This window comes from Mesorhizobium sp. M0062, assembly GCF_040323125.1.
Lineage (GTDB): Bacteria > Pseudomonadota > Alphaproteobacteria > Rhizobiales > Rhizobiaceae > Mesorhizobium.
Window position 1 is genome coordinate 328,225 of sequence record NZ_JAMYUO010000003.1, and the last position, 13,921, is coordinate 342,145.

The 13,921-nt window shown below is 61.5% G+C and carries 14 protein-coding genes; 9 read left to right on the top strand and 5 right to left on the bottom strand.

Annotated features, from left to right (window positions below; translation table 11 throughout):
• Positions 1-40: 40 nt before the first annotated feature.
• Together NKJ64_RS05785 and NKJ64_RS05790 are read left to right on the top strand one after the other, a co-directional pair.
• Complete coding sequence (locus tag NKJ64_RS05785; RefSeq protein WP_245261330.1) at positions 41-1,489, top strand: NAD-dependent succinate-semialdehyde dehydrogenase; 1,449 nt, start codon at positions 41-43, stop codon at positions 1,487-1,489.
• Positions 1,486-2,313, top strand: coding sequence for an alpha/beta hydrolase (locus NKJ64_RS05790; RefSeq protein ID WP_023753941.1), 828 nt, complete (start codon positions 1,486-1,488; stop codon positions 2,311-2,313). Before NKJ64_RS05785 ends, NKJ64_RS05790 begins: the two co-directional genes overlap by 4 nt.
• Positions 2,314-2,646: 333 nt before the next feature.
• Here the strand turns inward: NKJ64_RS05790 and NKJ64_RS05795 are convergent, their stop codons facing one another.
• Positions 2,647-3,543: an NAD(P)/FAD-dependent oxidoreductase gene (locus NKJ64_RS05795; RefSeq protein ID WP_352462132.1), complete on the bottom strand. Its 897-nt coding sequence runs from the start codon at positions 3,541-3,543 to the stop codon at positions 2,647-2,649.
• Positions 3,544-3,672: 129 nt separating this feature from the next.
• On the opposite strand from NKJ64_RS05795, the gene NKJ64_RS05800 reads away from it, so the two are divergent.
• The 3 genes from NKJ64_RS05800 to NKJ64_RS05810 all read left to right on the top strand — a co-directional run bounded on the left by NKJ64_RS05800 (position 3,673) and on the right by NKJ64_RS05810 (position 6,564).
• Complete coding sequence (locus tag NKJ64_RS05800) at positions 3,673-4,302, top strand: TetR/AcrR family transcriptional regulator (RefSeq protein WP_352462133.1); 630 nt, start codon at positions 3,673-3,675, stop codon at positions 4,300-4,302.
• Positions 4,303-4,829: 527 nt separating this feature from the next.
• Complete coding sequence (locus tag NKJ64_RS05805; RefSeq protein WP_023667775.1) at positions 4,830-6,005, top strand: zinc-dependent alcohol dehydrogenase; 1,176 nt, start codon at positions 4,830-4,832, stop codon at positions 6,003-6,005.
• A 10-nt stretch (positions 6,006-6,015) separates the two neighbouring features.
• Positions 6,016-6,564 carry a hypothetical protein gene (locus NKJ64_RS05810; protein WP_023667774.1) on the top strand — a complete coding sequence of 183 codons (549 nt, stop codon included), beginning with the start codon at positions 6,016-6,018 and terminating at the stop codon, positions 6,562-6,564.
• 256 nt (positions 6,565-6,820) lie between these two features.
• Here the strand turns inward: NKJ64_RS05810 and NKJ64_RS05815 are convergent, their stop codons facing one another.
• Positions 6,821-7,045: a hypothetical protein gene (locus NKJ64_RS05815; RefSeq protein ID WP_155922421.1), complete on the bottom strand. Its 225-nt coding sequence runs from the start codon at positions 7,043-7,045 to the stop codon at positions 6,821-6,823.
• Positions 7,046-8,169: 1,124 nt separating this feature from the next.
• On the opposite strand from NKJ64_RS05815, the gene NKJ64_RS05820 reads away from it, so the two are divergent.
• Positions 8,170-8,427 (top strand): hypothetical protein, encoded by a 258-nt coding sequence (locus NKJ64_RS05820; RefSeq protein WP_245260390.1) that lies wholly within the window; start codon positions 8,170-8,172, stop codon positions 8,425-8,427.
• A gap of 282 nt (positions 8,428-8,709) precedes the next feature.
• Here the strand turns inward: NKJ64_RS05820 and NKJ64_RS05825 are convergent, their stop codons facing one another.
• Positions 8,710-9,177 carry a hypothetical protein gene (locus tag NKJ64_RS05825; RefSeq protein WP_023667769.1) on the bottom strand — a complete coding sequence of 156 codons (468 nt, stop codon included), beginning with the start codon at positions 9,175-9,177 and terminating at the stop codon, positions 8,710-8,712.
• A 412-nt stretch (positions 9,178-9,589) separates the two neighbouring features.
• On the opposite strand from NKJ64_RS05825, the gene NKJ64_RS05830 reads away from it, so the two are divergent.
• On the top strand, positions 9,590-10,189 hold the full coding sequence (locus NKJ64_RS05830) for an EF-hand domain-containing protein (protein ID WP_031196712.1): 600 nt from the start codon (positions 9,590-9,592) through the stop codon (positions 10,187-10,189).
• Positions 10,190-10,388: 199 nt separating this feature from the next.
• Here the strand turns inward: NKJ64_RS05830 and NKJ64_RS05835 are convergent, their stop codons facing one another.
• The gene (locus tag NKJ64_RS05835; RefSeq protein ID WP_023667766.1) at positions 10,389-10,553 is read right to left on the bottom strand and encodes a hypothetical protein; all 165 of its coding nucleotides are present in this window, start codon (positions 10,551-10,553) and stop codon (positions 10,389-10,391) included.
• 1,010 nt (positions 10,554-11,563) lie between these two features.
• Between NKJ64_RS05835 and NKJ64_RS05840 the strand changes: the two genes are divergently transcribed.
• Both NKJ64_RS05840 and NKJ64_RS05845 read left to right on the top strand, forming a co-directional pair.
• Positions 11,564-12,223: a L,D-transpeptidase gene (locus NKJ64_RS05840; RefSeq protein WP_023682764.1), complete on the top strand. Its 660-nt coding sequence runs from the start codon at positions 11,564-11,566 to the stop codon at positions 12,221-12,223.
• A 10-nt stretch (positions 12,224-12,233) separates the two neighbouring features.
• Complete coding sequence (locus NKJ64_RS05845) at positions 12,234-12,746, top strand: OmpA family protein (protein WP_023699891.1); 513 nt, start codon at positions 12,234-12,236, stop codon at positions 12,744-12,746.
• Positions 12,747-13,051: 305 nt separating this feature from the next.
• Here the strand turns inward: NKJ64_RS05845 and NKJ64_RS05850 are convergent, their stop codons facing one another.
• Positions 13,052-13,921 (bottom strand): SDR family oxidoreductase, encoded by an 870-nt coding sequence (locus NKJ64_RS05850; RefSeq protein ID WP_023707232.1) that lies wholly within the window; start codon positions 13,919-13,921, stop codon positions 13,052-13,054.

Genomic DNA, 13,921 nt, shown 5'->3' on the forward strand with positions numbered 1-13,921 from the left:
AATGAACATTGCCGCAGGCATATCCGACGAGGATCAAGATATGTTCGACTACGCCACGGTCTCGCACGGTCTCTACATTGGCGGACGCTGGCGGCCTTCATCGGAGGGTCGCGTGATCGAAGTGGTCGATCCCTCGACCGAAGCCGTGATCGCTGCGGTTCCCGACGCCACGCTCGCCGACGCCACCTCCGCCGTCGACGCGGCCGCGAAGGCGGCGGCCGGCTGGCGCGAGACCCCGCCACGCAGGCGATCGGAAATCCTGCGACGCTGCTTCGAACTGATGACGGAACGGGCGGAGACGTTGGCCGCGCTGATCTCGCTGGAGAACGGCAAGGCGCTGCGCGATGCGCGCGGCGAAGTCGCCTATGCGGCGGAGTTCTTTCGCTGGAACGCCGAGGAAGCGGTCCGCATCAACGGCGAGTTCGGCCTTGCGCCCTCGGGCGCGAACCGGATCATTGTCGACTACCAGCCCATCGGCATTTGCGTGCTCATCACACCATGGAATTTCCCAGCCGCCATGGCGACACGTAAAATCGCTCCGGCGCTGGCGGCCGGCTGTACGGTGGTCCTGAAGCCCGCCAGCGAGACACCGCTGACGGCCTATGCGCTTGCGGCGCTCTACGAGGAAGCCGGCGTGCCGCCCGGCGTCGTCAACGTCCTGACGACCTCGACCCCCGGACCGGTGACGGCGGCCATGCTGGCCGATCCGCGCGTGCGAAAGCTGTCCTTCACCGGCTCGACCGGCGTCGGGCGCGTGCTGCTGGCCGAAGCCGCAAAGCACGTCATTTCCTGTTCCATGGAGCTTGGCGGCAACGCACCCTTCATCGTCTTCGACGACGCCGACCTGGAAGCAGCCCTCGACGGTGCGATGGTTGCCAAGATGCGCAACGCCGGCGAAGCCTGCACGGCCGCCAACCGGCTTTACGTCCAGGCCGGCATCCATGATGCTTTCGCGGAAGGCTTGACCAAACGCATGGCGGCACTCAACCTGGGCCCGGGCACAGACTCAGACACAGAATGCGGGCCGATGATCACCAGGAAGGCTGTGCACAAGATCGACCGGCTTGTGCAGGACGCCGTTGCCCGCGGCGCCAAAATCCTGTGTGGCGGCGGCGTATCTGAAGGCAGAGGCTTTTTCTATCCGCCAACGGTGCTCAAGGACGTGCCGGCCGACGCCGCCATGCTCCACGAGGAGATATTCGGTCCGGTGGCGCCGATCATGCGCTTCGACAGCGAGGCGGATGTCATCGCCAAAGCCAATGACACCGAATACGGTCTCGCTGCCTACATCTATACGCGCGACCTGGCCTGGGGGATGCGCGTGGCATCGAAGATTGAGTCCGGCATGATCGCGCTCAACCGCGGCCTGATGTCGGATCCGGCGGCGCCTTTCGGAGGTGTCAAGCAGAGCGGGCTGGGCCGCGAAGGTGGCCAGAAGCATGGCGTTGCCGAGTTCATGGAGGCGAAGTACATCGCCGTGACCCTGTGAGCGGACATCCCGCCAAAGATCCGTTTCGCATTCGCGATCATGTGGTCGAGTTCGACGACATCGTCGCCGAGATCGTTCGCAGAAGCGAGGAGACCAGGGCGAACGTTCCCATGGTCGCCGATGTCGCCTACGGGGCTGACGCCACCGAAACCATGGATCTGTTCTTTCCCGAGGGCAAACGGGACCGCCTGCCGGTGCACATGTTCATCCACGGGGGCTATTGGCGCATGTTCTCCAAGCGCGACTATTCCTACGTCGCCGAGACCGTTACGAACGCAGGTGCGATCGCGGTCATTGTCGACTACGCGCTGATGCCTACCGTCCGGATGGCCAGGATCGTCGACCAGGTGCGCCGCGCCAAGCGATGGGTATTTGACAATATCGCACACCATGGCGGCAATCCCGGCCTGCTGACCGTTAGCGGTCATTCCGCCGGTGCCCATCTGGCAACAATGCTTTTCGACGGTGACGAGCGGCCTTCCGGCATCAAAGCTGCGCTGCTGCTTGGCGGCCTTTACGACCTGAAGCCATTGCAGATGTCGTTCCTTGGCGCCGAGATCGCGATCACCGACGAGGAGGCCCGCCGATTCTCGCCGATCGACCACAGTTTCGATCCATCCGTGGGCGTAGATATCTCGGTCGGCGCCGATGAAACGTCGCCGTTCCACAGCCAGGCCGCACTCTTCACGGACCACCTTGACACACAGGGACTGACTGTTTCGCGCATCACCCTTGGTGGGGCCAATCACATGAGCAGCGTCCGTGACCTTGGCTTGGCTGGTACCGAGGCCGCGTCACTGCTGGCCCGCGTCGTGGCCGCCTGAGACTTCCGCCAGAAGCGCTGCTGGGCGCGACCGTTCTTCGCAGTAGCGTCGCAGCATCGAGGTGCCGACCGCGGTGGCGAATCTTCCGCCACCGGTCCCCATACCGTAAGCCCGCCGGCGATGTCGACGTCGACGTGGTTCATGCTTTCCAGCGTGATTGAGCTTGATAACCGATGTCGGCGATCGCCGTCATGCAGGCAGCCCAGTTGAGTTCTCAAGGCTGGCCGGCCAAAGACGCCCCTCAGGGGAGAGCGGGCCGACGTTCCGCAACACCGGCCCGCAACCTTCAGAATACGATAGCCCGCGGCACCCCGGAGAAGGGAATCTGCGCTCTCACACCAGCATCGACTGCTGGGCGAAGATGCCCGCCATCGCGCCGTGCGATATTGCCAGGGTGACCGATGGCGGCGTGAGGGGGTTGGCGAGGTCGCCCGCGGCGTAGATGCCGGGCATGCTGGTTTCGCGGCGCTCGTCGACCTTGAGGATTACGCCAAGGGGCGTATCGACCGTGGCGAGGCCCAGTGATTCATGCAGGCTTGCGGACGGCTTGTTGCGCGGATGCGCGAACAGGATGTCGACCGCGACCTTGGGGCCGGTATCGAGCTTGACGGTGGCGTTATGCCCCCCGTGATGGGCGATCTCGCTGATCCGGCCGTCGACGACAGGTATGTTGCGGCGCGCCAGACCGGCCCGGATATCGGGCGGAATGTCGTGACCATCGGCAAAGACCGTCAACCTGTCGGTCCAATCGTGGAACAGCCTGACCTGATTCATCGACTGTGGGCCGGACCAGACGAGGCCCCAATGCTGGCCGGCGACTTCAAAGCCGTCGCAATAGGGGCAGGGCACGATGGACGTGCCCCAACCTTCGGCAAAGCCCGGAACATCAGGCATCTGGTCGGCGACGCCATAGCTCAGGATCAGGCGGCGCGCGCCGAGGCTTCCGCCATCGCCAGTGAGGACGGAGAAATCGTCGATGGCGCCGGACAGGCTGTCGGCCCGGGCATTGACCAGCTTGATCGTGGGATAGCGCGCCAGCTGCCGCCGCGCCTCGGCCAGGATGTCCAGCGGTGGCTTGTGATCGTAGCCGAGCAGGCCATGCGAGTGGCCGGCGAAGCGGTTGCGCGGCAGGCCGGTATCGAGAACGGTGACCTTACGGCGGGCACGGCCGAGTTGCAGGGCACCGGCGAGACCGGCAAAGCTGCCGCCGATGATGATGACGTCATCCATAATGGGCTCCGTGTTGTGGATGAGGGGCTGGTTGGACCTGGTTGAAACCTACCCATCGGCTTGCGCATTTCAGAAACTACATGGTATCGTAATCCAAGAATTAGGATACTGTCAAGGACTGGAATTGTCGTGACCGAAAATAGCCAGGGCCGGCGCGGCCGGCCCGCCAACGAGGCGCTTGGCCAAAGGATACTCGACGCTGCGTCCGAACTCTTTGTGGAATTGGGTTTTCAAGCGACCACATTGGACAAGGTCGCCCAGCGGGCGAAGATATCCAAACTCAGCATCTATCGGCACTTCGAGAACAAGGAGGCGCTGTTCAGCGCGGCGATGGCGGCCGGCTGCCATCAGTTGTTTGCGCCACAGGCCCTTCTTGAAGGCGTCGGCGGTTCGGTCGAAGATCAGCTCATGGCGGTGGGATCGTCCCTGCTTCGCACGCTGTTGAGATCAGACGTCCGCAGTTTCGAAGCCATGGTCATGGCCGACCAGACGAATCCAAGGTCGTTAAGCAAGCTCCATTTCGAAGCCGGCCCCGCCCATGTCATCGCCCAAATCGAGGTCCTGTTGCGTCAGTTGCACGCGAAGGCGGTTCTGAACGTGCCCGATCCTCTCCGGTCCGCCCGCTTGTTTGCCGCGCTTTTCAAAGGATCCGATCTTTTGATTATCGCACGCTTCGATCAGGCGAGAGCGGCGGACGACAACGAAATCGAATCCTATTGCCGGTCGGCCGTCGCCATGTTCATCGCTGCGCACGGCTAGCACTCTGCCCTGCCCGCTAATCATTGTATTTCTGCGAAATACTCCGCTAGAGCCGCCGTCGCGATGGCGCCCATCCACCTCATGTCGATCGCGTCGGGGTCGGACTGCGCGCCCGCCGGTGAGCGGCATCTCCTACCTGCTCCGGTCACAGCGCTGCTTCGGCCGACCCTGTGCGGGCGAGGAAGAGAATGCCGGTTATGGCCCGCGAGAATCGAGCAGATGGGGTATCAGCCGCCGCGAAGGACACCTGCGGACGGAACCTTCTTTGGTACACTTGAGTACGTCCATTCGTGGCTCGGGCTCCAGCGGTTCGTGCCCCGACGCGCCTGGGAAGGCCGCTGGTGCCCGCGACAGATCCTTCCAAGGTGCAGGTCTGGAATGGCCCAAAAATTCTCTCGAGCTCCCGGAACATCGGTCCGCCCCTGTGGTTCGACAAGCAGCGGCACAGTCGATCCAACCAGGCATCGGCCCGCTTAGGACAGGCGCGAGGTCCCTACCCACAGATCTTGCGAAAATAGGAGCAAGCTATGCGAGCGTTGGTCTGGCACGGCAAGGAAGACATACGCTGCGATCAGGTTTCGGACCCGGGAATTGAGGATGAACGTGACGCGATCATCAAGGTGACGAGTTGTGCGATATGCGGCTCCGACCTTCACCTCTACCACAACTATGTGCCAGCCATGCTGCCCGGCGACATCATGGGCCACGAGATGATGGGAGAGGTCGTCGAGGTCGGCAAGGGCGTCAACGGCGCTCTGAAGGAGGGAGACCGCATCGTCGTGCCGTTCACCATAATCTGCGGTGAGTGCGACCAGTGCAAGCGACAGAACTTTTCGGTTTGCGAACGCACAAACCGCAAGAAGAATCTCGGTGACAAGGTGTTCGGGCACACCACCGCGGGTCTGTTCGGCTACACTCATTTGACCGGCGGCTATCCCGGGGGACAGGCGGAATACATGCGTGTGCCGTTCGCCGATGCCACGCACGTAAAGGTGCCTGACAGCCTTACCGACGAGCAGGTTCTCTTCCTCGGCGATATTTTTCCTACCGGATGGCAGGCGGCGGCACAGTGCGACATTGAGCCCAACGATACGGTTGCGGTGTGGGGCTGCGGCCCAGTCGGGCAGATGGCCATACGCAGCGCCCTGCTGCTCGGCGCGAAACAGGTGGTGGCGATCGATTGCCTGCCGGAACGGCTTTCCATGGCCGCGGCCGGCGGCGCCATCGCCATCAATTTCGCCGAGGAAAGTGTCGTCGAACGACTGCGGGAACTCACCGGCGGAAAGGGCCCGGAGAAGTGCATCGATTGCGTCGGCATGGAAAGCCACGTCTCGCTGGCCCAGCCCGATACCGTCTACGATCGCGCAAAGCAGTTGATGCTGATGGAAAATGATCGACCGCACGTTCTGCGTGAGATGATCTATGTCTGCCGGCCGGCCGGCGTGATCTCGATCCCCGGCGTCTACAGCGGGCTGGTCGACAAGATTCCGATGGGACAGGCAATGAACAAGGGGCTCACCTTCCGAATGGGGCAGACCCATGTCAACCGTTGGACCGAGGATCTGTTGCGCCGCATCGAAGATGGCCAGATCGACCCATCCTTCGTCATCACCCATACCGTGGGGCTCGAGCAGGGACCCGAGATGTACAAGGTGTTTCGCGACAAGCAGGACAGCTGCATCAAGGTTGTATTGAAACCGTAGGGAAATCGTCATGAACGTGATTGCCAAACTTACCAACATCACCCGATCGCCTGGCGATCCCAAAGTGCTGAAGACTGGGCAGAGTGCGGTCGGGGCATCCGATGGCCTTGCCCGCAAGCTCGGCTGGTTCAGCATCGCGCTTGGCGTCGCCGAGCTGGTTGGCGCCGAGCGGATTGCCGGCGCGCTCGGCATGCGCGGCAAGGAAGATCTGATCCGCGCTTATGGGGCGCGGGAAATAAGCAGCGGCATACTCTCGCTTTCAGTGGACAAGCAAGCTGGGCTGTGGAGCCGGGTGGCCGGCGACGGCCTGGATATCGCGACATTGCTGACAGCGTATCGGCCTGGCAACCCAAAGCGCGATAATGTAGGCCTTGCGCTTGCCATGGTCGCCGGCATCACATTGCTCGACATCATCGCTGCGAAAAGCGTGACCGCGCGCCACTCTCGGAGCGGGACCAAGCCACGCGACTACAGCGATCGAAGCGGCTTTCCCGGAGGCACTGCCGCAGCCCGCGACCGTGCCCGCTCGCAGCGCAGCCAGGAGGCCGGCGCAGCCTGATAGAGATTGCCGAACCCCTGGCGCCATGCGACCTGGACAGGTGGCATCTCGTCAGGCCCTAACGCCAGAGGTGGTAGCTCTCGGCGAGCCGAGTTTGCTGGAACAGAGTGGACCGTCGCGCGGCCGTTCTCGCCGTCTCCTGGGTCACCGCCGCGCATGGGTTGTGTGGCCGGTGCGTTAAAGGCACGAAGCAAGCAGCGATCCGACCGGCGTCGAGCCTTCCATGTCTCTTGCCTTGGCAAGGTTCCGGCGATCCTCAGGCCGAGCCGCGTTCGGGAAGCTCGGTCTCTTCCGCCACCCCTTTCCGCAGGTCTCGGCGCAAGCGTTCCGCTTCGTCGGAATTATTATCGTCGTCTGTCCGCTCGAGTTCGCGATCGATTGTCTCGCGCGACCCCTCTGCCGGATCCTGTTGCGGAGATGTGTTCGGGCCGGTTTCGATCTTGCCGTCGCCGGGAACGGTGCGGTCGCGAGACTTCGTCATCTTCAGCTTCCCTTTCATCTGTCATCTGCCTCGGCATCTCCGATGGCATGAATTTTGGCCGCTTCCTGCCGAACCGGATCGTCGACGCTTTGTTCCGGGAAAGCCCCCGCAGGTTCGTGCTGGTCGGCCCGGGGCATTGGTCGATGCCCATGCCGGGAAGCATCCTATGCCAACGAGGTCGGCGGCAGCCTCATCGATGTCGTTATCAACATGTGGGCTGTTTCGGCCCGGACACGCGAGCACGCCAGGCCCGCGGCGAGTTTTCGAACCGAAGCAGATGCGCAACGTAACAACTGGATGTATACGGAAAAGGCTGCCTCATCCACATCGCGCTTCGGGAGGGCCGGCGGCATGCTCGCCTGGGCGGTCCGGCAGCTGGTAGCGAACTGGTCATAGGCCTTTGCAAAGCCGCGTCGATGAAGCGGGTGCGGTAGCGCTGGTCGGTGTAGCGTCGAGGCATCTGTCAATCGGAGACAAGCGCGACCACTTTTGGGACTTCACTGTTTTTTCCACCGGGACTCGACATCTCACTATCATAGTTGATTGTGGCTGCCGGTGACCCTGCGTAATGGATAGCCATTCCAACTCTCCAACAGGAAAACGGTATGTTGTATCCGGGTCGGTTTTTGGGGCCAAGCGAGATTGAGATGCTCGCCCAGGTTTGTCACACGGTCTGCAAAGAGCGCGCCCTACCTCTTGCTTCGCAGAACGGAGAGCGCATAGCTGCGCATATACTCAGGCTGTTTATGAACGGCTTGATTGAGCAGAATGAACTGCTCGATGCCGAGAGGAACTGGGCTCTTCGGCTTGACCGTTCGGTCCAGCAGACGATGTCACCTACGCGCACATGAGAGGCCGCGGGACCCAGTTTGGTTCTTACAGCCGAACACCCGCCGCTATCTGAGATATGTTGCGGGGTTTTCTTCGCCGCGGAGTGATCCGACACAGTGCGGAAATCATGGCAATCCTGTTCGCAGTGATTCTATTGATACGCGTAATCGCAGTCGCATTCTTGGTCGTCGGAAAGCCGCCAGGGCCAGTTGGGAACAAACCTGACGTTTAAGCGTTTGTAGAGCCCTTCCACCGGGCAACTCACCGAAATGCTTCTTGCCGTGCATGATGCGATGTCGACGGCCGTTTTGGCGGGCAGGAGCGCCAATGCGGAAATAGTAGGCGTGGTCGACCTCACCAACAAAGCTGAGGTCGACATCGGCATCACCAGCTTGGGAAGAGCCATCCAGTTCGTGGCCAACGCCTCGGTGCTTGGATACGACATTCGCGGCGCCATGGTCTTCTATGGCGCGCCCGGTACCCCGAGCCTAAGGGCGAGAGAGTGCGAGCGCTTGTGGGCGCAGTTTGGCGGCGCGCTTCTACAGCCGTAGCTCTATCAGAACGTTCGCCCCGCCCGTTCTTGGTATGAACGCGTACGGAACTGAGGCGCTACCCAGCCGCAGCGGGAATGGCTCAGTGGTAGCTCTAGCTGGCGACCGCACTAAGCAGCTTTTCGGTGATGGGCTTTGAGCGGCTGAGCCAGCGTGAGAACGTTCGGCTGCATATCTGCCGGTGCCTGCTTTCATGTGACTGGGCGAGGCTATTGGGGAGCCGGGTTGACCACTGGCCCTTAGCCGAGGGAAGCACAGTACGGCAACCTCGCTCTTTGCTGGCTAACATCCTTCCGCTCTCAGGGACCGGACCATGCGCACAACAACAGGGTCATACGGTTTCTTTTCGGATTTCCGATAATTCATTGTGAAAAGCGCGGCACGCTGGTTGCAGACCATAATTGCACGGACGTAGCGAATCTCGCCATTCTTGACCCCGGAGTAGCTGGCCCATTTCGGGGCTAGGCGCCGATAGGTCAGTCGCCAACCGGCCTTTTCGTCCTCGATCATGCGATGTTCGATCTCGGCGCGAAAACTTGCTTTGCCCAGTCGCGCGCCCCAAACGACCAGAAACGCGTCTCTTGGGCCCTGAAAAGCCGCGCCCTGCTCCGAATTCTGGGTCAGGACGAAATTCGGAGGAATATCGAAACTAAAGCCAAGCTGTCGGACGCCGAAGGGCTGCCACGCCTCGGCCTGAAGCAACGTGGTCCAAAAGAGAAAAACTGTAAGTCCCAGCAGGAGGCGTCGCATTGCTCTGATTTAGCGCTGGCTAACATGGTGTCGAGACGGACAGAGGTCCGTGACATAAAAAATATGCATCATGGCCGCGCAGCATATGGACGCGGGATTCGCGATTGACGGCGTGCGGTCGAAACGGCTTCCGTCCCACGAAAGGAGAGGACGCAGAGGGAATTGGTGCGTCGGTATGATCGACTGGCAGAAAATTGGCGAGGCCGAATGTCCAACGTTCATTGCCCGCAAAAATGGGCGCCGGTTCCTCTTGTGCCTAGGGAAGAGGAGCCGAATTATTCCCTGGCGAAGACCCTGATCTACCTCAGACGGGGGCATGCCTCAGTAACTTCGCCGTGACCTGATCCCTTCGGGGAACAATCACATCGAGCTCCAGTTTGGCCTTCAAGCGAAAGCACTGATGGAGCATGCCATGAGATTTCCACACAGCACGACGGCCGCGGCCGCCGTTTTCATTGCCCTGACCTCCCCCGCACTCGCCCAGACAAGCGGAACACCATCACCCTCGACACCTGCACCCGCTCCGGCAACCGAACCGCCGACCGCCGGACAGTTGCCGGATGCGACCGGACAAGCGGATGGACCAACACGCGAAATGATCCGCCAGATGGTTGAGCAAGCTGTCCGTGACCGACTGCAGCAGGATCGCGGTTCCGAAGAGGGTTTCCGCGAGGAAGATAGTCGCAACTATCAAGGCGATCGCAACGAGGATGCTGACCGCCACGATGAAGATGGCGACCGTTGGCAGAACCACGGTGACCGCGATCGTGGACACAGAATGGCTGGACGCTGGCATCATCAGATGATGCGCGGTGCCGGCATGCGACTGATGTTCGGGCTGTTGGACACCGATGGCGACGGATCGGTGTCCGAGGACGAGGTTCAACGCGCGGTGGGCAGGATGTTCAGTAGCGTTGACGAGAATGGTGATGGCAAGATCGATGTGAACGAGATCCAGTCCTTCATGCATGGCTCCAGCATGCATGGCACTGATAGCGAGGACACGCCGTAGCTGTCTTCAAAGGGAATGCCCTCCCTCGGACAAAGCGGGCGCGTGGCGGCCGATTCCGAAGCGGTGTCTCTTGGCTGTTAGGCGCCCGGCCAGCACCCTTTAGGCTTGAGCTATTCCCGCAGTCCCGCGAGACGCCAGCCGTGACAAAAAAGGCTTCGCATTGCTGATCGAGGAACGATCGAAGCCGACCAACGCAAGGTCACTCGGGCGCTCGGTCTTCCAGCAGAACGAAGGATGCGGCGATCAAGTCGTCGCCATTGATACGTCCTTGGCTGTCCTCCAACATAGTTGCAACCTTGTGGAAGGCCATCATTTCACCCGCGTCAATCTGCGCTTCACGCATCTTGGCTGTGAGATCAGCCACGCGATTTCCTAACGAATGTGATTTTGCAGTCTCGCAATTCGACATGATTAGTCATCCTTTGCCTTGGGGTTTCACGCTGCCGAACGCAATGCTTCAGCGGATGTTCCGAATTTGGCCATCAGTCTTATGGGATAGGACTTGCGTCTGATTGCGGTTGGAAGAAGCCCGAACGGCGGAACACGCAGCCGGACGCCGAATTGGAAACCCACCGTCGATCGAAGTCCCTTGTCGCCGGTTGAGATCCCGCCATCTTCACTGTCGAGAGGGTGGCGGGATCGCCTTCCGAGGAGCGAGCGCATATGAGGTAATAGATATTTGGCAGATGTACTCACGGCCATCCTGCTCGCTTCTTTTGTCTGCGCATGTTCATTCTTTTCGGGAAACCCCATCTCTCCAACAACACGCAACAACCGCGTTGCTACCCACGATTGATGCGATGACAACTGCATCAACAAAGCAAAGCCTCTTCGCCTAAGGTGCGATTGCCGCGGGCTTTTTCGACTTGAAGGTCGTCCAACGCGCCCGGTGGTCAGGCCATGGCGTTCAGCGGGAGCCAGGTAGACTCATCGCGAAAATCCCGCAGCGAGGCATGTCGCAAGTCCTCCTCGCCGCGTGCGGATACTGGAATCCGCCTGGCTCGTTGTGACAGGCATGCGAAGATGAGTGTCGGCGCATGGACGCGGAAAAACCCGCCAGCGTGAGCCAGCGGGCCTTGTGATGGGATGGCCCGCGCGTGCGGTCAAGGCTGCGCGGGCCGACCATGATGAATGAGGGGACATCTTGGTCACCGGCACGACCGATGAAGAACGAGCCGGGTGTGACAAAACACCCTTGGAGCGAGAATGTTCCCGTCCGCACAAAAAAGCCCGCCGGCGTGAGCCGGCGGGCAGCCGCTATTTTGCCGTCAAGCGGACAGACCGCTTGCGGCCCACCCACTGCAGCATTTTCCACTTTGAGCCGGAATCATTCTCAACTATGGTTCGCCAGGCTTAAGGCATGGGGGATTGCCGATGGTTTTATCACGCAGGGGTGTCGTGCTCGGCGGTCTGGCGCTGGTCGCGGTCGGTGGAACCAGCAATATTGTTCAAGCCGCGGGGGCAAAATCCTTTTTCGCCGGTACCGCCAGCGATAACGATTTCGTCTATCGCAAGACCAACTTCGCCAAGATCGACAAGAGATGGCATCGCCAGATCGTCAAGTATTTCAGCAGCGAGCCGGTCGGCACCGTCGTGGTCGATACCCGCCACCACTTCCTCTACCTCATCATGGAAAACAAGACTGCCATCCGCTACGGCGTCGGCGTCGGCAAGGAAGGCTTCAAATGGTACGGCCGCGCGACGATCGATCGCCGCGCGCTGTGGCCGCAATGGGTCCCGCCCCCCGAAATGCGTGAGCGCAAACCGGACCTGCCGCCCATGATCGCAGGCGGCGCGTCCAACAATCCGCTCGGGCCGCGCGCGCTCTATCTGTACCGCGACGGCGCCGACATCGGCTACCGCCTGCATGGCACGCTGGAGCCATGGAGCATCGGCACCGACGCTTCCAGCGGCTGCATCCGCATGTTCCCCGAAGACATCATCGACCTCTACCAGCGGTGCCCGATCGGCACCGCGGTGGAGGTCCTGCCGCACATCGCCGACCAGGCGCCCGCTTCCACCACTGTCGAATGATTGGCGCATCATGAACCGCATGATTGAAAACACGCGCCGGCTGCTCGCCGCCGGCCTGCTGGTTGTGGCCGCATCCTGCTCGACCAGCAACACGCTGGCCCCGTCGACGCCCGACGTCACCAACGCCGAGATTGCCGGCTTCCAGAACGTGCAGCCGGGCAGCGAGGAGGATTTTATCCTCAATGTCGGCCGCCGCACCTACTTCACGAAAGGTTCGGCCGCGCTCGATTCTGTCGCCAAGGCCACCCTCGACACCCAGATCGCCTGGTTGACAAAGCATCCGCGCTGGCTGCTCAAGCTGCAGGGTTTCGCCGACGATCCCGGCGCAAGCGAAACGGCGCTGTCACAGCAGCGCGCCGATGCGGTGATGGACTACCTCGCCGCCGGCGGCATAGACCGGAACCGCATGTGGGCCAAGGGCTACGGCAAGGACAGGCTGGTCCGCGACTGCCCCGACTCCGCCTGCAGGTCGCAGAACCGCCGCGTTGTGTCTAATTTGCGCGATGAGAGGGACGAGTCGTAGAGGCTGCTGTTTTGCTGGTCGCCAAATCAGTCTCACAACGCGACGGCGGCATGGCTGCAATGCGCCTATCGGGGACATTCACCCAGCGTTTGCCCCTCCCCGAAAGCTGACGCTCCGGTTGAACCCGGAATGAAGTCAGCTTCCCGTCTACCAACCTCCGGTTCAGGGTCTGGTGGGAGGCTTCGGCATCCGCCTCGACCAGTTTGCGGACGTGGCGGTTGTCCGCGATCCTGATCGGCATGAGCCTCGCCACATGTCGGTGTGCTACGGGGAGTGGGCGCCGTGGAGCTGGCAGGTACGCTCGCTCAAAGCATCGGCCGTCCGCCGGTGACCTCGTAGAGTGCGCCGGTGGTGTAGCTCGATCCTTCCGAGGCAAGCAGCACATAGGTCGCTGCAAGCTCTGCCGGTTGCCCGGGACGCTTGAGCGGCGTGTTCTTGCCGAACTCCTTGACCTTCTCAGAGGGCATTGTCGACGGGATCAGCGGCGTCCAAATCGGCCCGGGAGCGACCGCGTTTACCCGAATGCCGCGTTCAGCTACCAGTCCTGCTAGTCCGGCGGTGAAGTTGGCGATCGCTCCTTTGGTAGTGGCGTAGGCAAGCAGTGCCGGCGATGGACTGGTCGCGTTGATCGAGGATGTGTTGATGATGGTCGAGCCGGGTTCCATGTGCTTCACTGCTTCCTGGGACAGATAGAACATCGCATAGACATTGGTGCGAAAGGTGAGATCCCATTCCTCCGCGCTGATGTCCTCCAGCTTCTCGAACGACGCCTGGTGGGCTGCATTGTTGACGAGGATGTCCAGGCGCCCGCATTCATCGATAGCTCGCTGCACAAGCGACCGCGCGAAGATTTCGTCCGAGATGTCGCCGCGTGCGAGCACCGCCTTGCGCCCCGCTTCCTCGACCAAGCGCGCCGTCTCCTGCGCATCTTCGTCCTCTTCAAGGTAGGAGATGATGACGTCGGCGCCTTCGCGTGCAAACGCGATAGCCACCGCCCGGCCGATGCCCGAGTCCGCGCCGGTGATCAGCGCGACGCGGTCCGTCAGCTTACCGCTGCCGCGATAGCTCTCCTCTCCGTGGTCGGGCCGTGGATCCATCTCGTCGGTGTAGCCGGGCATGTCCTGCTGCTGTTCGGGAAGCGGCGGCTGAGGATATTTCTGCTGGGCATCCTGCAT